Source organism: Streptomyces sp. NPDC059816, assembly GCF_042732055.1.
Taxonomy (GTDB): Bacteria; Actinomycetota; Actinomycetes; order Streptomycetales; family Streptomycetaceae; genus Streptomyces.
Window position 1 is genome coordinate 16,514 of sequence record NZ_JBHWIQ010000004.1, and the last position, 20,157, is coordinate 36,670.

Annotated in this window: 12 protein-coding genes; 8 read left to right on the top strand and 4 right to left on the bottom strand. The window is 72.5% G+C overall.

What is annotated here, in order from left to right; genetic code table 11:
* Nucleotides 1–58: 58 nt before the first annotated feature.
* Nucleotides 59–664, bottom strand: a complete 606-nt coding sequence (locus ACFV88_RS06730; RefSeq protein ID WP_385486789.1) for a GNAT family N-acetyltransferase — start codon at nucleotides 662–664, stop codon at nucleotides 59–61.
* A gap of 232 nt (nucleotides 665–896) precedes the next feature.
* Here ACFV88_RS06730 and secA point away from each other — a divergent pair, with 232 nt between their 5' ends.
* Complete coding sequence (secA, locus tag ACFV88_RS06735) at nucleotides 897–3,707, top strand: preprotein translocase subunit SecA (protein WP_385486791.1); 2,811 nt, start codon at nucleotides 897–899, stop codon at nucleotides 3,705–3,707.
* Nucleotides 3,708–3,835: 128 nt separating this feature from the next.
* Here secA and ACFV88_RS06740 read toward each other — a convergent pair whose 3' ends face one another.
* Nucleotides 3,836–4,336: an Rv3235 family protein gene (locus tag ACFV88_RS06740; RefSeq protein ID WP_385486793.1), complete on the bottom strand. Its 501-nt coding sequence runs from the start codon at nucleotides 4,334–4,336 to the stop codon at nucleotides 3,836–3,838.
* 298 nt (nucleotides 4,337–4,634) lie between these two features.
* Between ACFV88_RS06740 and ACFV88_RS06745 the strand changes: the two genes are divergently transcribed.
* Complete coding sequence (locus tag ACFV88_RS06745; RefSeq protein WP_385486795.1) at nucleotides 4,635–5,144, top strand: DUF6912 family protein; 510 nt, start codon at nucleotides 4,635–4,637, stop codon at nucleotides 5,142–5,144.
* Nucleotides 5,145–5,215: 71 nt separating this feature from the next.
* The gene (locus ACFV88_RS06750) at nucleotides 5,216–5,875 is read left to right on the top strand and encodes an HAD family hydrolase (protein ID WP_385486797.1); all 660 of its coding nucleotides are present in this window, start codon (nucleotides 5,216–5,218) and stop codon (nucleotides 5,873–5,875) included.
* Nucleotides 5,876–6,373: 498 nt separating this feature from the next.
* Here ACFV88_RS06750 and ACFV88_RS06755 read toward each other — a convergent pair whose 3' ends face one another.
* The gene (locus tag ACFV88_RS06755; protein ID WP_385486799.1) at nucleotides 6,374–6,931 is read right to left on the bottom strand and encodes a DJ-1/PfpI family protein; all 558 of its coding nucleotides are present in this window, start codon (nucleotides 6,929–6,931) and stop codon (nucleotides 6,374–6,376) included.
* 561 nt (nucleotides 6,932–7,492) lie between these two features.
* Between ACFV88_RS06755 and ACFV88_RS06760 the strand changes: the two genes are divergently transcribed.
* The 5 genes from ACFV88_RS06760 (at nucleotide 7,493) to ACFV88_RS06780 (ending at nucleotide 19,205) form a co-directional block, all read left to right on the top strand.
* Nucleotides 7,493–12,442, top strand: coding sequence for an NAD-glutamate dehydrogenase (locus tag ACFV88_RS06760; protein WP_385486801.1), 4,950 nt, complete (start codon nucleotides 7,493–7,495; stop codon nucleotides 12,440–12,442).
* 269 nt (nucleotides 12,443–12,711) lie between these two features.
* Nucleotides 12,712–13,437 (top strand): GtrA family protein, encoded by a 726-nt coding sequence (locus ACFV88_RS06765; protein WP_385486803.1) that lies wholly within the window; start codon nucleotides 12,712–12,714, stop codon nucleotides 13,435–13,437.
* The gene (locus ACFV88_RS06770; protein WP_385486805.1) at nucleotides 13,434–14,972 is read left to right on the top strand and encodes a hypothetical protein; all 1,539 of its coding nucleotides are present in this window, start codon (nucleotides 13,434–13,436) and stop codon (nucleotides 14,970–14,972) included. Before ACFV88_RS06765 ends, ACFV88_RS06770 begins: the two co-directional genes overlap by 4 nt.
* Before the next feature lie 226 nt (nucleotides 14,973–15,198).
* Nucleotides 15,199–17,478 carry a CDP-glycerol glycerophosphotransferase family protein gene (locus ACFV88_RS06775; protein WP_385487402.1) on the top strand — a complete coding sequence of 760 codons (2,280 nt, stop codon included), beginning with the start codon at nucleotides 15,199–15,201 and terminating at the stop codon, nucleotides 17,476–17,478.
* Nucleotides 17,479–17,558: 80 nt separating this feature from the next.
* On the top strand, nucleotides 17,559–19,205 hold the full coding sequence (locus ACFV88_RS06780) for a glycosyltransferase family 2 protein (RefSeq protein ID WP_385486807.1): 1,647 nt from the start codon (nucleotides 17,559–17,561) through the stop codon (nucleotides 19,203–19,205).
* Between the two features lie 51 nt (nucleotides 19,206–19,256).
* Here ACFV88_RS06780 and ACFV88_RS06785 read toward each other — a convergent pair whose 3' ends face one another.
* Nucleotides 19,257–20,141 carry an NAD(P)-dependent oxidoreductase gene (locus ACFV88_RS06785; RefSeq protein WP_385486809.1) on the bottom strand — a complete coding sequence of 295 codons (885 nt, stop codon included), beginning with the start codon at nucleotides 20,139–20,141 and terminating at the stop codon, nucleotides 19,257–19,259.
* Nucleotides 20,142–20,157 lie beyond the last annotated feature (16 nt).

The window sequence follows — 20,157 nt, forward strand, 5'->3', positions numbered from 1 at the left end:
CCGGGTCGGCCGGCCCGTCCCGGTTCACGCCGCAGGTCACGTCAGGCCGCAGGACACGTCAGGCCGCTGGGGTCACGTCCGCGGCCGACCGCGCCGGGAGGTAGACGTGGCGGCTCGGCAGCCCCAGGTCGTGGGGGAGCAGCGAGCCCACCCAGCAGTCCCGCGCGACGCCCTTGTTCAGCAGGGCCGCCCGCAGGGTGCCCTCCACGGTGAACCCGGCGCGCTCCGCGACGGCCCGTGACGCCGTGTTGCCGACCTCGGCGCGCCATTCCAGGCGGGCGCACCCGAGTTCCCGGAAGCTCCACCGGGCGAGGGCGAGCACGGCTTCCGCGGTGTAGCCCCGGCCGCGGTGTTCGGCGGCCGTCCAGTAGCCGATCTCCCAGTGGTCGCCCTGCGGGTGGTGCAGGCCGGCGGCGCCGACCAGCGGGCCCTCGCCGTCCTCGGTGCGCAGCCGGACGGCGAAGTCGTACGCCGTGCCGTCCTGCCAGGCGCCCGGCGCGATGCGCTGGACGAAGACGGCGGCGTCCTCGGGGGCGTAGGGCGACGGGACGGTGGTCCACCGCTGGATGTCGGGGTCCTGGCAGGCGGCGAAGGTCTCGTCCGTGTCGGCGGGGGCGAACGGGCGCAGCAGGAGGCGTTCGGTGGTCAGGGTGACGGGTTCCATCACCTGATGATGCCCAGGCGCGGGTGGCCGGTGCCAGGTGATTTGTCGGGGCGGATGTGAGCATCCGATCACAATTCGTGCCGGGGCGCGGCACCTTCCGCGCCGCTGCTCCGTTGTCCTGGTGGCTGTCGTGGAGACGGACCTCCCGATGCGGTGCGGTCCTCGCATACGATGGCCGTTGCTCAACGGAATCCGACCGTGCCAGGCCCGACCGGCAAGGAGATCTACCCCCGTGTCCGTCCTCCAGAAGATCATGCGTGCAGGCGAAGGCAAGATCCTGCGCAAGCTGCACCGCATCGCGGACCAGGTCAACTCCATCGAAGAGGACTTCGTCGCCCTCTCCGACGCCGAGCTGCGGGCCCTCACTGACGAGTACAAGGAGCGGTACCAGGAAGGCGAGTCGCTGGACGACCTGCTTCCCGAGGCGTTCGCCACGGTGCGTGAGGCGGCCAAGCGCGTCCTGGGCCAGCGGCACTACGACGTCCAGCTCATGGGCGGCGCCGCCTTGCACCTCGGTTACGTCGCCGAGATGAAGACCGGTGAGGGCAAGACCCTGGTAGGCACGCTGCCCACGTACCTGAACGCGCTGTCCGGCAAGGGCGTGCACCTGATCACGGTGAACGACTACCTGGCCGAGCGCGACTCGGAGATGATGGGCCGCGTCCACAAGTTCCTGGGTCTGTCCGTGGGCTGCATCCTGGCGAACATGACGCCGTCGCAGCGCCGCGAGCAGTACCAGTGCGACATCACGTACGGCACGAACAACGAGTTCGGCTTCGACTACCTGCGCGACAACATGGCGTGGTCGCAGGACGAGCTGGTGCAGCGCGGCCACAACTTCGCCGTGGTCGACGAGGTCGACTCGATCCTCGTCGACGAGGCGCGCACCCCGCTGATCATTTCGGGCCCCGCCGACCAGGCGACCAAGTGGTACAGCGACTTCGCGAAGCTGGTGAAGCGCCTCAAGCGCGGTGAGCCGGGCAACACGCTGAAGGGCATCGAGGAGACCGGCGACTACGAGGTCGACGAGAAGAAGCGCACGGTCGCGATCCACGAGCCCGGTGTGGCGAAGGTCGAGGACTGGCTCGGCATCGACAACCTCTACGAGTCGGTGAACACCCCGCTCGTCGGCTACCTGAACAACGCCATCAAGGCGAAGGAACTGTTCAAGAAGGACAAGGACTACGTCGTCATCGACGGCGAGGTCATGATCGTCGACGAGCACACGGGTCGTATCCTCGCGGGCCGCCGTTACAACGAGGGCATGCACCAGGCGATCGAGGCGAAGGAGGGGGTGGACATCAAGGACGAGAACCAGACCCTCGCCACGATCACCCTCCAGAACTTCTTCCGCCTCTACGGCAAGTTGTCCGGCATGACCGGTACGGCGATGACCGAGGCCGCCGAGTTCCACCAGATCTACAAGCTGGGTGTCGTTCCGATCCCCACGAACAAGCCGATGGTCCGCATGGACCAGTCGGACCTGATCTACCGCACGGAGGTCGCGAAGTTCGCGGCCGTGGTGGACGACATCGCGGAGAAGCACGAGAAGGGTCAGCCGATCCTCGTCGGCACGACCTCCGTGGAGAAGTCCGAGTACCTGTCGCAGCAGCTCTCCAAGCGGGGCGTGCAGCACGAGGTGCTGAACGCCAAGCAGCACGACCGGGAGGCGACGATCGTCGCCCAGGCGGGCCGCAGGGGTGCCGTCACGGTCGCCACGAACATGGCCGGCCGCGGTACGGACATCAAGCTCGGCGGCAACCCGGACGACCTCGCCGAGGCGGAGCTGCGCCAACACGGTCTGGACCCGGTGGAGCACGTGGAGGAGTGGGCGGCTGCGCTGCCGGCCGCCCTGAAGCGTGCGGAGCAGGCGGTGAAGGAGGAGTTCGAGGAGGTCAAGGACCTCGGCGGGCTCTACGTGCTGGGCACCGAGCGCCATGAGTCGCGCCGCATCGACAACCAGCTGCGCGGTCGTAGCGGCCGTCAGGGCGACCCGGGCGAGTCGCGTTTCTACCTCTCCCTCGGCGATGACCTGATGCGGCTGTTCAAGGCGCAGATGGTCGAGCGCGTGATGGCGATGGCGAACGTCCCGGACGACGTGCCCATCGAGAACAAGATGGTCACGCGCGCGATCGCGTCGGCCCAGTCGCAGGTCGAGACGCAGAACTTCGAGACGCGCAAGAACGTCCTCAAGTACGACGAGGTCCTCAACCGGCAGCGCGAGGTCATCTACGGCGAGCGCCGCCGCGTCCTGGAGGGCGAGGACCTGCAGGAGCAGATCCAGCACTTCATGGACGACACGATCGACGCGTACATCGCGGCGGAGACCGCCGAGGGCTTCGCCGAGGACTGGGACCTCGACCGGCTGTGGGGCGCCTTCAAGCAGCTGTACCCGGTGAAGGTCACCGTGGAGGAGCTGGAGGACACGGCGGGCGACCGCGCCGGGCTGACCGCCGAGTTCATCTCCGAGTCCATCAAGGACGACGTCCTCGCCCAGTACAGGGCGCGGGAGGAGCAGCTCGGTTCGGAGATCATGCGGGAGCTGGAGCGACGGGTCGTGCTGTCGGTCCTCGACCGCAAGTGGCGTGAGCACCTCTACGAGATGGACTACCTCCAGGAGGGCATCGGTCTGCGCGCGATGGCGCAGAAGGACCCCCTGGTCGAGTACCAGCGCGAGGGCTTCGACATGTTCACGGCCATGATGGACGGCATCAAGGAGGAGTCCGTCGGCTACCTGTTCAACCTGGAGGTCCAGGTGGAGCAGCAGGTCGAGGAGGTTCCGGTGCAGGACGCGGGGCCCTCGTTGGAGAAGCGGGACGCGGTGCCGGCCGGGGGCCGCCCGGAGATCCGCGCCAAGGGGCTGGACGCTCCGCAGCGGCCGGACCGGCTGCACTTCTCGGCGCCGACCGTCGACGGTGAGGGCGGTGTCGTGGAGGGTGACTTCCGCACGGGTGACGAGGACCAGGTCCGTTCGGAGTCCGACGGTCTGACGCGGGCGGAGCGCCGCAAGCAGCAGCGCGGTGGGCGCCGCCGCAAGAAGTAGGCGTGTGGAGCGCTCCCGCTGCGGCGGGGGCGCGGTGACGGGCCGGCCCCTGGTGGGGGCCGGCCCGTCGTGCGTGCGGAGCCCGTGCGGTGCGTCCGGTGCCTGCGGTACGTGCAGTGTGTGCGGGGTCATCGGGGTCCGAGGTCGACGGCGGTGCAGCGCCAGCGTCGGTCGGGTGAGCGTTCCAGCCGGAACGCCATGGCGCTGAGCCGTTCCCCGGTGGCGATCCGGGCGAACGCCTCGACGGCTCCGGGGCGGGGCACGCAGTAGCCGACGTCGCGGATGACCGGGGCGGGACCGGTCTCGCGCAGGGCGCCGTGTTCGGCGAGCCGGGCGAGTTCGTCGTAGGCGGGCCCGGCGGTGTGCCGGAGCATCGAGTGGATCGGGCGGCGGCCGGTGAGGACGGCCAGGAGCCGGTCGGCGAAGAGGTCGGTGGGGCGGGGCAGCGCGGCGTCCGTGCCCGGGGGCGGTTCGGTGGTCGGGCGGCGGGCGTCCCGGCGTCCCGGTGGCCGGGAGCGGTTGCGGGGCGTGGGGCGGGCGGTGCCGGTGGGGCGGGGTTCCGTCGGTGGGTGGTGCGCCGCCCGGGTCATGACCTTGTGCACGGTGGAACCCCGATCGTCGGCCCCCACGGGGGCTACTCGACAGTAGCTCGTGGCCGTGGATCTTGTCCGCGGCCGGGCCGGGAGCGCAACGAGCGCGGGACGCGGGCCCCGGGACGACGGAATTCACCTATCAGGGTGACGGGGGGTGCCGCTGCCCTGGCGGGGGCGGGGGGTCGGCGTCCGGGCCGACGGCGCGACGGCGACGGGGCGGGGCGGCGGCCGGTCCGATCGGGGACGTCCACACGTATCCTGGGTCAACCGGTCCCCCGTGGATCAGCCTTCCGGGAGCCCTCCGAGGGAGCCCCGCCCCAGAAAGCGGCCCGTCATGCGCGTGTACGTCCCCCTGACCCTCCCCGGACTCGCCGAGGCGCACGCCGCGGGGGAACTGGGACCCGGACCGCTCACCGCGTACGCCGTCACCCCCGCGCTGCGCGAGTGGTACGTCTCCGACGACATCGAGGAGCTGGAGTACGCGGCGCTGAACCGGGCCGCCGCGGCCTCCCTGCGGCTGCTCGCCGTCGACCCGGGGTGCCCGCGGCGACGGGTCGTCGTCGCGCTGGACGTGCCCGACCAGGCCGCCGTGGCCGACCCCGACCGCGGGCTCGACCCGGGGGCGCTGGGCGAGGTGCGGATCGCGCGGCCCGTCGCGCTGGCGAAGGCCGCCGCCGTGCACGTCGACTCCGACGAGGCCCGTGCGGACGTGTCCGCGGCGGCGTCCGCCCTCGGTGCGGCGGACCTGGGCGACGACGACGCGCGGTTCGTGGTCGACGGGGCCGAGGACCACGAGCTGCTCTGGTACGCGACGCAGGAGATCCCCGGCCTGGTCGAGGGCTGACGTCCGTAGGGGCAGCCGCTCGACCTCGCCCGCACCCGCGGGTGTCAGTGGCGGCCGGTAGGTTGGCCGGCATGGGGAAGCAGTCAGCGCACATCGTCTGGGATTGGAACGGCACGCTGTTCCACGACATCGAGGCCGTGGTGGCGGCGAGCAACGCCGCGTTCGCCCAGTTCGGTCTTGGCCCGATCACCGTGCAGCAGTACCGGGAGCTGTACTGCGTGCCGATCCCCCGTTTCTACGAGCGCCTGATGGGACGCGTGCCCACGCCGAGCGAGTGGCTCGCCATGGACGGGGCGTTCCAGCGTCACTACGCCGGGCAGCTGGCCGGCTGTGCGCTGACCGAGGGGGCCGAGGAACTGCTGTCCGGGTGGCGGGCCGCCGGGCGCAGCCAGTCGCTGCTCAGCATGTACGGGCACGCGGAGCTGGTTCCGCTGGTGCGGGGCTTCGGGATCGACGCCTGGTTCACCCGGGTCGACGGCAGGGTGGGACCGTCCGGCGTGTCCAAGTCCGAGGCGATGGCGCGGCACCTGGCGGCGCTCGGGGAGGTGCCGGCGTCCCGGGTGGTCGTGATCGGGGACGCGGCGGACGATGCGGTGGCTGCGCGGGCGGCGGGGGCTGAGGCGGTGCTCTACACCGGCGGTGCGCATAGTCGGGGGAGTCTGGAGGCGATGGGGGTGCCGGTGGTGGATTCGCTTGCCGAGGCGGTGGCGGTGGCTGAGCGCATGCTGTAGGCACGTTTGCGGTTGGGTGCGATGGCCCGTGCGGGTGCGCTTCGCGGTGCGTCGTTCGCTGCGGGTGCGTCGTGGTTGCCCGCGCAGTTCCCCGCGCCCCTGTCGGTGCGCTTGTGCGCGGGTGCGCTGTTCTGCGGGGTGCGCTGCTGATTCGCGCAGTTCCCCGCGCCCCTTTCGGGTGAGTTCACCTGGCGGTGCGCTGTCCTGCGCGGGTCCGCTGTGAGTGTTGCGCAGTTCCCCGCGCCCCTGATCGGGGCATCCCACACCGGCCTGCACCTGCGGCAACACCCACACCACCCGCCCAGAACATCGCACCCACACGCAACAACGCACCCGCAGGCGACAGCGCACCCGCAGGGGAGCGCACCTTAGGGGCGCGGGGAACTGCGCGAACAACCACGACGCACCCGCAGGCGACAGCGCACCCTAGGGGCGCGGGGAACTGCGCGGGCAACCACGACGCACCCGCACGGAGCATCGCACCCGCAGGGGTAAGGGCTACTGGACGTTCCTGAGGACCCTCAGGAACTCTCGCATCCACGCCGGGTGGTCCGGCCACGCCCGGGAGGACACGAGAACCCCGTCCACCACGGCCTCCGCATCCTGGAACTCCGCCCCGTTGACCGCCATGTCAGGCTCCAGCGCCGGATACGCAGTGACCCGGCGCCCCCGCAGCGAGCCGATCGCCGCGGTGAGCAGCGGACCGTGGCAGATCTGGGCGACCGGCTTGTCCGCGTCGAAGAACGCCTTGAGGATCTTGCGCAGCTCGCCGTCGCCGCGCAGGTACTCGGGCGCCCGGCCGCCTGGGATCACCAGCGCCAGGTACTCGCCCGGGTCCACCTCGGCGAACGCGAGGTCCGCCGGCCAGGTGTAGCCGGGCTTCTCGGTGTACGTGTCGAAGCCGGGCTCGAAGTCGTGCACCACGAACTGGAGCTTCTTGCGGGTCGGGGCGGCGATGTGGACCTCGTACCCCTCCTCGCGCAGTCGCTGGTACGGGTACAGCACCTCCAGTGACTCCGCCGCGTCACCGGTCACGATCAGGATCTTCGCTGCCATCGCGGTCCTCACTCCATCCTGTGGTCACAGCACGATCGGGCCGTCCCGGCCGGTTCCCGCTCCCGTGCACGGCGTTCGCCGCGGGGAACCCTTGCCAGGAGGACACCAGGGGAAACGCCGGGGGCGCCCACGGGGACACGCCTGGCGTAGCTCCTTCGTCCCTCCCGTCACGTCCGTGCCATGCACCACGTCCGTTGCGGATGGAGGTGTGCGGAGTGTCAAAGTTTGCCTGCTGGTTTTGTACACATACGGCTCATGACGGCTCCCCGGTGCGGCGGGATAGCCTTGGACCCGTGATCAGCGCGATATCCCGCGGGGGCGCCGAAGCCCCTGCCCTTCGCCCGGTGCACGCGGACGACTTCCGTGCCCGGGCCGTCGCTGGTCCTCGCGCACGGGGTGGTGGCCCGGTCCCGGCCGACCCGGCTGATCTGGCTGAATCCACCCCGAGGATCGCGCGGCGCGGCATAACGTCACCCTTGACCGGACACCCCGTGTCGTGGCGTTCCGTCGCTTCACCCTTTTCTACGTCACGCAACGGCGCGCGACAGGAGCCAGAGGACCATGCAGACCAAGCTGGACGAAGCCAAGGCCGAGTTGCTCGCACGGGCGGCCCGGGTAGCTGAGAACAGTCCGGTCGGGAGCACGCTGCCGACCGGGACCGCGGGGGAGGGAGCCCCGGACCGGGAGACCCTGCTCGCGTTCCTCCAGCGCTACTACCTGCACACCGCCCCCGAGGACCTGGCGGACCGCGACCCGGTCGACGTCTTCGGAGCCGCCTACTCGCACTACCGGCTCGCCGAGAGCCGTCCGCAGGGCACGGCGAGCGTCCGGGTGCACACCCCCACCGTCGAGGAGAACGGCTGGACGAGCAGCCACTCCGTGGTGGAGGTCGTCACCGACGACATGCCCTTCCTGGTGGACTCCGTCACCAACGAGCTGTCCCGGCAGGGCCGCGGCATCCATGTGGTGATCCACCCGCAGGTCGTGGTGCGTCGCGACGTCACCGGCAAGCTGCTGGAGATCCTTCCCGGCCGGCGGACCAACGGCAGCCGCAAGGGTCTGCCGCACGACGCGCTGATCGAGTCGTGGATCCATGTGGAGATCGACCGCGAGACCGACCGCGCCGACCTCAAGCAGATCACCACCGACCTGCTCCGGGTCCTGTCCGACGCCCGTGAGGCCGTCGAGGACTGGGAGAAGATGCGCGACGCGGCACTGCGCATCGCGGACGAGCTGCCGGCCGAGCCGACCGCCGACGACCTGCGCGACCAGGAGGTCGACGAGGCCCGCGAGCTGCTGCGCTGGCTGGCCGCGGACCACTTCACCTTCCTCGGGTACCGCGAGTACGACCTCCGGGACGACGACTCGCTCGCTCCCGTCCCCGGCACCGGGCTCGGCATCCTGCGCTCCGACCCGCAGCACGACGGCGAGGACCACCACCCGGTCAGCCCCTCGTTCAACCGGCTGCCCGCCGACGCCCGCGCCAAGGCCCGCGAGCACAAGCTGCTGGTGCTGACCAAGGCCAACAGCCGCTCCACGGTCCACCGGCCCTCGTACCTCGACTACGTGGGCGTCAAGAAGTTCGACGCCGACGGCAACGTCATCGGGGAACGCCGGTTCCTCGGACTGTTCTCGTCCGCCGCGTACACCGAGTCGGTGCGACGGGTGCCCGTGGTGCGGCGCAAGGTGGAGGAGGTCCTCCAGGGCGCGGGCTTCTCGCCCAACAGCCACGACGGCCGGGACCTGCTCCAGATCCTGGAGACCTACCCGCGCGACGAGCTGTTCCAGACGCCGGCCGACGAACTGCGGGCGATCGCGACCAGCGTCCTCTACCTCCAGGAGCGCCGCCGGCTCCGGCTCTACCTGCGCAAGGACGAGTACGGGCGCTACTACTCCGCCCTGGTCTACCTGCCGCGCGACCGGTACACCACCGGGGTGCGGCTGCGGATCATCGACATCCTCAAGGAGGAGCTGTCGGGGGCCAGCGTCGACTTCACCGCCTGGAACACCGAGTCGATCCTGTCCCGGCTGCACTTCGTGGTCCGGGTCGCGCCCGGCACGGAGCTGCCGCGGCTCAGCGACGCCGACAAGGACCGCATCGAGGCGCGGCTCGTGGACGCCGCCCGGTCCTGGGCGGACGGCTTCGCCGAGGCGCTGAACGCCGAGTGCGGCGAGGAGCGGGCCGCCGAGCTGCTGCGCACCTACGGCAATGCGTTCCCCGAGGGCTACAAGGCCGACCACTCGCCGCGGGCCGCCGTCGCGGACCTCGCGCACGTGGACGTCCTCAAGCGCTCCGCGGACGACTTCTCGCTCAGCCTGTACGAGCCGGTGGGCAGCGCCCCCGAGGAGCGCCGCTTCAAGATCTACCGCACGGGCGAGCCGGTCTCGCTGTCGGCGGTGCTGCCGGTGCTCAACCGGCTCGGCGTGGAGGTCATCGACGAGCGCCCCTACGAGCTGCGCTGCGCCGACCGCACCACCGCCTGGATCTACGACTTCGGGCTCCGGCTGCCGAAGGCCGTCAGCGGCGGCAACGGCGACTACCTCGGCGAGGACGGCCGCGAACGGTTCCAGGAGGCGTTCGCCGCGACCTGGACGGGCGCCGCCGAGAACGACGGCTTCAACGCGCTGGTCCTGAGCGCCGGACTGACCTGGCGCGAGGCGACGGTGCTGCGCGCGTACGCGAAGTACCTGCGGCAGGCGGGCTCCACGTTCAGCCAGGACTACATGGAGGACACCCTCCGCAACAACGTCCACACCACCCGGCTGCTGGTGTCGCTGTTCGAGGCGCGGATGTCGCCCGAGCGCCAGCGCGCCGGGACCGAGCTGACGGACGGCCTGCTGGAGGAACTGGACGGCGCCCTCGACCAGGTCGCCTCGCTGGACGAGGACCGCATCCTGCGCTCCTTCCTCACCGTCATCAAGGCGACCCTGCGCACCAACTTCTTCCAGCACGTCCCCGGCGGCGGGCACCACGCCTACGTGTCGATGAAGTTCGACCCGCAGGCCATCCCAGACCTCCCCGCGCCGCGACCGGCGTACGAGATCTGGGTGTACTCGCCGCGGGTGGAGGGCGTGCACCTGCGGTTCGGCAAGGTCGCGCGCGGCGGACTGCGCTGGTCCGACCGGCGCGAGGACTTCCGTACCGAGATCCTCGGCCTGGTCAAGGCGCAGATGGTGAAGAACACGGTGATCGTGCCGGTCGGCGCGAAGGGCGGGTTCGTCGCCAAGCAGCTGCCCGATCCGGCGGTGGACCGGGACGCCTGGCTCGCGGAGGGCGTCGCCTCGTACAAGACGTTCATCTCGGCGCTGCTCGACATCACCGACAACATGGTCTCCGGCGAGGTCGTGCCGCCGTCGGGCGTCGTCCGGCACGACGAGGACGACACGTACCTCGTGGTCGCCGCCGACAAGGGCACGGCGACGTTCTCGGACATCGCGAACGGCGTCGCCGAGGAGTACCGGTTCTGGCTCGGGGACGCCTTCGCCTCGGGCGGCAGCGCGGGCTACGACCACAAGGGCATGGGCATCACCGCGCGCGGCGCCTGGGAGTCCGTCAAGCGGCACTTCCGGGAGCTGGGCCACGACACCCAGACCCAGGACTTCACGGCCGTCGGCGTCGGCGACATGTCGGGAGACGTGTTCGGCAACGGCATGCTGCTGTCGGAGCACATCCGGCTGGTCGCGGCCTTCGACCACCGGCACATCTTCATCGACCCGAACCCCGACGCGGCCGTCTCCTACGCGGAGCGCCGCCGCCTGTTCGAACTGCCGCGCTCCTCGTGGGCCGACTACGACAAGGCCCTGCTCTCCGCCGGCGGCGGGGTCTTCCCGCGCAGCGCCAAGGCCATCCAGCTCAACAGCCACATCCGCGAGGCCCTCGGCATCGACCCGGGCATCGCGAAGATGACGCCCGCCGACCTGATGCGGGCCGTCCTCCACGCCCCCGTGGACCTGCTGTGGAACGGCGGCATCGGGACGTACGTGAAGTCCTCCGCCGAGACCCACGCCGAGGTCGGGGACAAGGCGAACGACGCGATCCGCGTCAACGGCGCCGACCTGCGGGCCAAGGTGGTCGGCGAGGGCGGCAACCTCGGGTTCACCCAGCTGGGCCGGATCGAGTTCGCGGAGAGCGGCGGCCGGATCAACACCGACGCCATCGACAACAGCGCGGGCGTCGACACCTCCGACCACGAGGTGAACATCAAGATCCTGCTCAATGCGGTGGTCACGGACGGCGACCTCACCCTCAAACAGCGCAACAAGCTGCTCGCGGAGATGACCGACGAGGTCGGCGGCCTGGTGCTGCGCAACAACTACGCGCAGAACGTCGCGCTCGCCAACGCCGAGGCCCAGTCCGCTTCGCTGCTCCACGCGCACCAGCGGTTCATGCGCCGCCTCACCAAGGACGGCGCACTGGACCGGGGGCTGGAGTTCCTGCCCAGCGACCGGCAGATCCGCGAGCGGCTGAACCAGGGCCGCGGTCTGACCCAGCCCGAGCTGGCGGTGCTCCTCGCCTACACCAAGATCACGGCCGCCGACGAGCTGATCCGCACCGGGCTGCCCGACGACCCGTACCTCCAGCGGTTGCTGCACGCGTACTTCCCGGCGGCGCTGCGCGAGCGGTTCCCGGAGCAGATCGGGTCGCACGCGCTGCGCCGGGAGATCATCACCACCCTCCTGGTCAACGACACGGTGAACTCGGGCGGTTCGACGTTCCTGCACCGGCTGCGCGAGGAGACCGGGGCGTCGCTGGAGGAGATCGTGCGGGCGCAGCTCGCCGCGCGCGAGATCTTCGGGCTGAACGCCGTGTGGGACGCGGTCGAGGCACTGGACAACCAGGTCGCGGCGGACGTCCTCACCCGCATCCGGCTGCACTCGCGCCGGCTGGTCGAGCGGGGCACGCGCTGGCTGCTGAACAACCGTCACCAGCCGTTGGAGCTGGCCGGGACCATCGAGTTCTTCCGCGACGGGGTCGCCCAGGTGTGGGCGGAACTGCCCGCGCTGCTGCGCGGCGCCGACCTGGAGTGGTACGAGCGCATCCGCGAGGAGCTGACCGGGGCCGGGGTGCCCCAGGAACTGGCGACCCGGGTCGCCGGCTTCTCCTCGGCGTTCCCGACGCTGGACATCGTCGCGGTCGCGGACCGCACGGACAAGGACCCGATGGCGGTCGCCGAGGTGTACTACGACCTTGCGGACCGGCTGCGGATCACCCAGCTCATGGACCGCATCATCGAGCTGCCGCGGGCGGACCGCTGGCAGTCGATGGCCCGGGCCTCCATCCGCGAGGACCTGTACGCGGCGCACGCGGCGCTCACCGCGGACGTCCTCGCGGTGGGCAACGGGGCGTCCTCGCCGGAGCAGCGGTTCAAGGCGTGGGAGGAGAAGAACACGGCGATCCTCGGGCGGGCCCGCTCCACGTTGGAGGAGATCCAGGTGTCGGAGGACTTCGACCTGGCGAACCTGTCGGTGGCGATGCGCACCATGCGGACGTTGCTGCGCACGCACATCTGACCGGCTGGGCCGGGCCCGGCCCGGCCGGGGTCCGTGGTTCCGCCTTCGCGGTTCCGGGTTCGCGGTACCTGAAGGGGTGCACCCGCATCTGATCGAGATGCGGGTGCACCCCTTCCGCGTGTCTTCCGCGGGCCATCGCGCACCTTGCGGGGGCCGTCCCGTCGGGTCGTCAGGGGGCGTCACACGGCACCGGAGAGTCCGTAAATACGGGCAATTGTGACTATTGGGTCTATGGTGGACCTGATTGTCAGACCGAGGGGTGCCGTTCCGTGACCGTCCATGTCTCCGACAGCCCGCCGGGCCCGCAGCACGCGCAACGTCCGCCACGATCACCGCACTCGCCGGACCGCTCCGCGCCCGAACGGGGGCGGCTCGGCCGACTCGCCCTGGAGATCGTGAAGTTCGGGATCGTCGGCGGGTCCGGGGTGGCCGTCAACTTCGTCGTCTTCAACCTGCTGCTGCACGCGCACGGCACCGGCCCGATGACCGCCACGGTCCTCGCCAGTTGCGCCGCGATGGCCAGCAACTACCTGGGCTTCCGCTTCTTCGCCTACCGCGACCGGGCGGCCCGCACCCAACGGCAGGTGGTCCTCTTCTTCGTCTTCAGCGGACTCGGCGTGCTGCTGGAGAGCCTGTTGTTCTCGGCCGCCTACCATGGGGCCCAGCTGACCGGGCCGCTCGCGTCGAACGCCGCCAAGGCCCTGTCGATCGGGCTGGCCTCCGCGTTCCGCTTCCTCGTCTACCGGACCTGGGTGTTCCCGCACGACCAGCCCGACCGGCACGACCAGCCCGACCGGCACGACCAGCCCGACCGCCATGACCAGGCGCACCAGGCACATCAGGCGCATCGGGCCCACGGTCCCGACCGGGGCGCCCGGCGCGCCCGCACCGCACGGTCCCCGCACCGCGCCCGGTCCCTCGCCCCCGACACCCTCCCCGGCAGCCGTCGCCCCGCCGAGCGCGCGGCCGAGCGCCCGGCCCGCAGCGGACGATGACCCTGGCCCGGGCGCGCACCGAGCCGCCCGACCCCGGATCGCGCGACCCCGCAGCCGGTCCCCCCGCACGCAGCGCCGCCGCCGCACTCGCCCCGCGCGCCGCCTGGTCCGCCGCCGCGCTGCTCGTCGTGCTGCTGGCCCTGGTGAGCGTCCGGCTGCCGTGGGTCGGGGACCTCGGGATGCACGCGGCGACCCTGGAACGCCTCCGCCACGACCTGCTGCACCCCGGGAACCCCCTGGTCGCCGAGGACACGCCGAGCCCGTACTACTCGCCGTGGACCGTGCTGCTCGCGGCGGGCGCCGACCTCGGCGGGCTGTCCACCTTCGGGGCCCTGCGGGTGGCGGCGGCCGTGGGGCTCGGCACGCTGCTCAGCGGGGTGTGGCGGTTCGTCCGGGTCCTCACCGACCGGATCGCGGCCGTGCCGGTGGCGGTGCTCTGCCTGATCCTGCTCTGGGGCACCGACGTCTTCGCCTGGAGCGGGTTCACCGGCTTCGGGTCGCTGGCGCTGACCGTCTCCTACCCGAGCACCCTCGCCCTGGGCCTCGCCTTCCACCTGTGGGCGTGGCTGTGGCGGGCGCTCGCCGGGCGGGCGTCCTGGCCGGTGTTCCTGTGGCTGGGGCTGCTGGTGGGGACGATCGCCTTGGTGCACCAGTTCACCGGGGTGGTGGCCGGGATCGGGGCGCTGGCACTGGTGCTCGGCGCCCGGCCCCGGCCCGAGCGCGCGGTGGGGGCACGGCTCCTCGGCGGGGGACTCCTGGGCGCCGCACTGGTCGTGGCGTGGCCCTACTACGACGTCCTCACCCTGCTCGGCACCACGGGGCTCGACGCGATCCACCGCTCGCTGTACGGGGACCTGGTCGCCCGGTTCGGGCTGGCGGCGCTCGGCGTGCTCGCCCTGGCCGCGCGCTGGGGGCGGGACCGGCGCGATCCGCTCGTCCTCTTCTTCGCCCTCGGGCTGCTGGTCGTCGTCCTCGGCGGGGTGAGCGGGCACCACGCCTGGGGCCGGGCCCTGCCCGCGGTGCTGATCCCCGCGCAACTCGCGGCGGCCGTCGAGGTGTTCGGGTCCGGTCGGCGCAGCTGGCGCAGGGGTTACGCGGTGGCGCTGGTGGTGGCGCTGGGCGTCGGGGCCTGGGCCCAGTCCGGGACGCTCGGTTACGTGGTCCCGCCCGAGCGGCTGCCGGCCGCGGTGGCCGCCAAGGCGCGCGAGCCGTGGCACGGGTACCGGTGGATCACCCCGTGGGTGCGGTACGGGGACGTGGTGATGGCCCGCACCTACCCCGCCCGGCAGATCCCCGCGCACGGGCCGTACACCGTGGCCCCCGGCTATCCGGACGTGCTGCTGCCCGATGCGGCGCAGCGCGGGGCCGCGGTCGAGCGGTACTACGCGCCGGGGACCGGGCCCGGGGAGCGGGCGCGCATCCTGGCCGACTACCGGGTGCGGTGGGTGCTGGGCGGTCCCCGACGGGCGGCGGACGGACTACGGGAGGTCGCGGTGGGCCCCGGGGGCGAGCGCTTGTACCGGGTGGGGCCGTGAGGGGACGCCGCGCACCCGCCGCCGCGCACCCGCCGCCGCGCACCCGCCGCCCCGCCCCGGTCGAACAGGGCCGTACGGAGTCGAACGGTACGGAAGGGAGCCCGAGTGCAGGGGAGACAGGACGTGCGAACGCTGAGGAGGCGCCGTGGCCACGGATGACGCTGCACGCAAGGCCCCGCCCCCCGATCCCGCGGCGCGGGCGGCGGACGGACCACCCCGGTTGAGCGTGGTGGTCCACGGGGCGAACGTGCAGGGACACCTCCACGACTGCCTCGACGCCATCGTGTCCGGCCCGGCCGCCCCGGTGGAGGTGATCGTCGCGACCACCACCCCCGCCGCGCACCGCCTGGCGGAACGGTTCGCCACACATGACCCCCGGCTCGTCCCGGTGCCGTTGGCCGACGGCACCCCGGACGCCGTCGCCCGGTCCGCCGGCGCCGCCCGGGCCACCGCGCCCTGGCTGCACCTCGTCCCGGCGAAGGACCGCGTCCCGGCGGGCGTCCCGCGGACCGTGGCCGAACTGACCGCCGAGCAGCCGCCCGAGGTGGACGTGCTGCTCCTCGACCACGTCCACTCCACCTGGCGCACCTCGGGCACCCCGTCCCCCGACGGCACCCTCCTCGCCCGCGCCGGCCGGGTCCCCCGCACCCTGGCCGACTGCCCCGACCTGCTCGGGGTCACCCCGCTGCTGGGCGCCCGCGTCCTGCGCACCGCCTTCTGGCGCGCCCACCCGGAGTGGCACGCCGGCGCATCCCCCGAGTCCCCCACGCCCCCCGAGTACCCCGCGCTCCCTGAGTCCCCCGCGTCCTACGAGCCCTCCGCGGATGACGCGTACCTCGCGTACGCGGCCCTCGTCCACGCCCGGCGGATCACCGCCCTCGACCAGGTGGCCGTGGACGACCGTCGACTGCGCCCCGCGAGCCTGCCGCCCCCCACGCCCGCCGGGGCGTACGCGGAGGTGGCACGGTACGAGGCCGTGCAGCGGCTGCTCGCCGAACTCGACGCACCCCGCGAGGTCCGGGCGGCCCTGTACGACGTGATGGTGCACGCCTGGCTGCGGACCATCGCCCGCGGCGACGCTCCGGGGCCGGTGGCCCGCGAGTTCTTCCACCGTGCGGCCCGGGCCGCCACCCGCTGGCGCCCGCCCGGACACCCGGCCCCCGAAGGGCTCGACGGCATCCGGTACCGGCTGCTGGAGCGGGACGCCCACCACCCGTACCGTGTCGTGCAGGGCGTCAACCACAAGCGTCGCGAGGTCCGGGGCCAACTGGTGCGCCGGGGCCACCAGGTCGCGGCCAAGCTGCGGGACCACCGCTACCGGCAGGCACTGGACCGGCCCGTCGAGCAGGACCTCGCGGTCTTCTCCGCGTACTGGGACCGGGGCGTCGCCTGCAACCCGGCCGCCGTCGCCGCGAAGCTCACCGAACTCGCCCCGGACGTCCGGCAGGTGTGGGTGGTCGCCGCGGCCCAGGTCCCGCTGCTGCCGCCCGGCACCCGCCACGTCGTGCCCGGCACCCCGCGGTACTGGGAGGTCATGGCCCGCGCCCGGTACCTCGTCAACAACGTCAACTTCCCCGGTGCGGTGGTCAAACGCCCCGACGCCCTCCACCTCCAGACCCATCACGGCACCCCGCTCAAGCGGATGGGCCTGGACCAGCAGGACTACCCGGCCGCCGCCCAGGGCCTCAACTTCCGGGCCCTGCTCGACCGCGTCGACAAATGGGACTTCAGCGTCTCCGCGAACGCCCACTCCACCGAGACGTGGGAGCGCGCCTACCCGTCGCGCTACGTGTCGCTGGACCACGGCTACCCCCGCAACGACGCACTGCACCGCGCCACCCCCGCCCGCATCCGGGCGGTCCGGGAGCGCCTCGGCGTCCCCCGCGGTCGGACCGTGTTCCTGTACGCCCCCACCCACCGGGACTACGAGGCCACCTGGACGCCCCGGCTCGACCTCGCGGAACTCGCCGAACACCTCGGCGAGGACACCGTGATCCTGGTGCGCGGCCACTACTTCTACGGGGGCGCCGCCGCCCCCGGCCCGCTCGCGGGGCTGCGGCGCGACGGCCGGGTCGTCGACGTGTCCGCCTACGACCCGGTGGAGGACCTGCAACTCGCCGCCGACGGGCTCATCACCGACTACTCGTCCCTGATGTTCGACTACGCCAACCTCGACCGGCCCGTGGTCGTCTACGCCGACGACTGGGAGACGTACGCCAGGACCCGCGGCGTGTACTTCGACCTGCCCGCCGGCGCCCCCGGCCAGGTCGCCCGGACCCAGGACGAACTGACGGAGGTCATCCGCTCCGGCGCCTGGCAGGACGCGGCGGCGGCGAAGACCCGGGCGGCGTTCCGGCGCCGGTTCTGCGAGTTCGACGACGGCCGGGCCGCGGAGCGGGTCGTGCGCCGGGTCTTCCTCGGGACCCCGGAGGAGGAGTTGCCGCCCGTGGTGCCGGTCGACGAACGGCCCGCCGTACCCACTCCACAGGAAGCCGACGCGACATGAACCCGCCGGACGTCCCCCCGCCCGTCCCCCCGTCCCCGCCGGCCTCTGCGTCCCCGTCAGCCGTTCCGTCTCCGCACGTCGTGCACGCCGCCACCGCGCCCGGTGAGCCCGACGTCACCGTCACCGTCATCGTCCACGACGACGCGGACCGGTTGCCGCGCGCGGTGGAGTCGCTGCTCCGCCAGACCCACCGGGCGATCGAGATCGTCATCAGCGACGACCACTCCACCGACGACACCCCGAAGGTGGCCCGTCGGCTCGCCGCGACCGACGACCGGATCACCGTCCTGCGGCTGCCGGTGAACAGCGGCGGATGCAGCGCCCCCCGCAACCGGGCCCTGGACATCGCCCGCGCCCCGTACCTGATGTTCCTCGACAGCGACGACGAACTGCCGCCCCGAGCCGTGGAGCTGATGCTCGCCGCGCACCGGGAGCGGCCGGTGGACTTCGTGCTGGGCGCGGTGGAACGGGTGCGCACCGACACCGGGCGCACTTCCACCTGGATGCCGCACCTGGTGGCCGAGCGGCGGACCGTCGCCGGCATCGCGTCCGAGCCCCGGTTGCTGTTCGAGCACCTGGCGACCAGCAAGATGTACCGAAGGGACTTCCTCGACCGGCACCGGCTGCGGTTCCCCGAGGGCATCCACTACGAGGACCAGCTCTTCTCCGCCCAGGCGTACTGCCTGGCCGAGGAGTTCACCGTCCTCACCGACCCCGTCTACCGCTGGTACATCGCCCCGTACGCGGCCGATGCCGACGCCTCCATCTCCAACCAGCGCCACCTGCTCGCCAATGTGCGCGACCGCGTCCACGTCCAGCGCCTCATCGACGCCTTCCTGGTGGAGTCGGGGCACGCCGGGCTGCGCCCCGAGAAGGACCACAAGTTCCTCAAGCACGACTTCCGGATGTACGCGGGTGACCTGCCGTACCGCGACGACGCCTGGCTGGCCGCCTTCGCCGACCTGGTGAACCCCTACCTCGCGACCCTCGCCCGCACGGCGTACGCACGACTGCCACGGGCCGAGCGGGTGGTCCTGCAACTGGTGCGGGACGGGCGGCTCGCCGACGCCCGGGTGGCCGCGCGGGGCCTGGGCCAGGGCGTGGCGCCCCGCACCGTGACGGCGGGCCCCGGCGGGCGGCTGTACTGGGGGGACCGGGTGCCCGGGTCCTCTGCGGGGCGCCGGGAGTTGGACCTCGCCGACCAGCGGGTGGACACCAGCCCTTTCCCCAGTGCGCTGTTCAGGCACGAGATCCTGTCCGTCACCCGGGCGCCCGGCGCCGCGGTGGACCTGGTGGTGCGCACCTACGACCCGGGGCTGCGGTTGGCGGTCGGGCCGCAGGCCGCGGTGCTCGCCGTCGCGCCCGGCGGGAGACGGCTCGAAGTGCCCTTCCGGATCGATCCGGTACGGCCCGGGGTGTTCGAGGGCCGGGTCCGTCTCGACCTCGCGGCGGCCCCCGTCCCCCTGCACGGCTTCGCCGGCGTCCGGCACCCCGTGCTCGTCCTCACCCAACGCGGGTTGCGCAACACGGGACTGCTGCTGGCGCCGCTCGGCTTCCCGACGCTGCGGGCCCGGGTCGAGTACCGGCACGGGCTGGCCCCGCACCTGGTCACCGTCGAACCGGAACCCCGGGGCGCGGGACGGCTCCAGATCCGCTGGGCCCCCACCGGCGTCACCGCGCGCCTCACCCGTCCGGTCGCCGGGCGGCTGGCTCCGCTGCTGCGCTGACCGGCGCCGGGTCGGGCGCTCGGGGCAGGCGCCGGGTCAGGCGTTGGGGGGTCAGACGCTCGGGGCCGGCTTGCGCAGCACCTCGGTCAGCGCCGAGATGCTGTGCTCGCCGTGCCCGGCTTCGGCGGCCCGGCGCACCAGGTCGTTCAGCGCCCCGACCCACGCCGTCTCCACCTGCGCCTCGGCGCCGAACTCCGTTTCGTACGCGGCCCCGGCGAGGAAGACGTTCACGGTGGACTGCGGGTCGCCGTAGTCACCGCGGTCGATCTCCTGCGCGTAGCCGGGCAGCAGGCCCTTGATCATGTCCAGCCACTTGCCGGCGAAGCGGACCGTGGACTCGGCGCTCAGCCCGCGGGACTGCACGGCGGCGGCGCCCTGGAAGAACCCGACGAGCGCGGGCAGCAGGATCGCCCCGACCGACATCTCGTAGAGCGCCGCGAGGTCGACGTCGTCCCCGAGGTGCACGGTGTCCCCGCCGAACACCTCCAGCGTGCTCCGGTACGTGTCGAAGACCTCGCGGTCGCCGCCGTAGTACAGCAGGGTGCCGGCCGCCCCCACGGCGGAGGGCACGTCCTTGACCGCCCCGGCGAGGAACCGCGCCCCGTGGGCGGTGGCCCAGGCGGCGGTCTCCCGGGCCCCGCCCGGGGTGCCGCTGTTCAGGGTGACCAAGCAGCGTCCGGCCAGGGCTTCAGCGGCCGGGGCCAGGGCCTCGCGGGTGTCCTCGAAGCCGGTCAGACAGGTGATCACCAGCTCGCCCGCCGCCACCGCCTCGGTGACCGATCCGGCGTGCGTCGCGCCCTTGGCCACCAGCGGCGCGGCCTTGTGCGGGCTGCGGTTCCACACCGTCGTCGGGTGTCCGGCGTCCAGGAGGGCCGAGGCCAGGGCCCGACCCATCAGCCCGAGTCCGATGACGGTGACGGGGTGCTTCGAGGTCATGTCCGCTCCGATGCGC

Coding starts and splice junctions, on each gene's coding strand:
- ACFV88_RS06770 (WP_385486805.1), top strand. CDS start 13,434: ATGACCCTGGCCCGGGCGCGCACCGAGCCGCCCGACCCCGGATCGCGC.
- ACFV88_RS06730 (WP_385486789.1), bottom strand. CDS start 664: ATGGAACCCGTCACCCTGACCACCGAACGCCTCCTGCTGCGCCCGTTC.
- ACFV88_RS06745 (WP_385486795.1), top strand. CDS start 4,635: ATGCGCGTGTACGTCCCCCTGACCCTCCCCGGACTCGCCGAGGCGCAC.
- ACFV88_RS06760 (WP_385486801.1), top strand. CDS start 7,493: ATGCAGACCAAGCTGGACGAAGCCAAGGCCGAGTTGCTCGCACGGGCG.
- ACFV88_RS06755 (WP_385486799.1), bottom strand. CDS start 6,931: ATGGCAGCGAAGATCCTGATCGTGACCGGTGACGCGGCGGAGTCACTG.
- ACFV88_RS06750 (WP_385486797.1), top strand. CDS start 5,216: ATGGGGAAGCAGTCAGCGCACATCGTCTGGGATTGGAACGGCACGCTG.
- ACFV88_RS06785 (WP_385486809.1), bottom strand. CDS start 20,141: ATGACCTCGAAGCACCCCGTCACCGTCATCGGACTCGGGCTGATGGGT.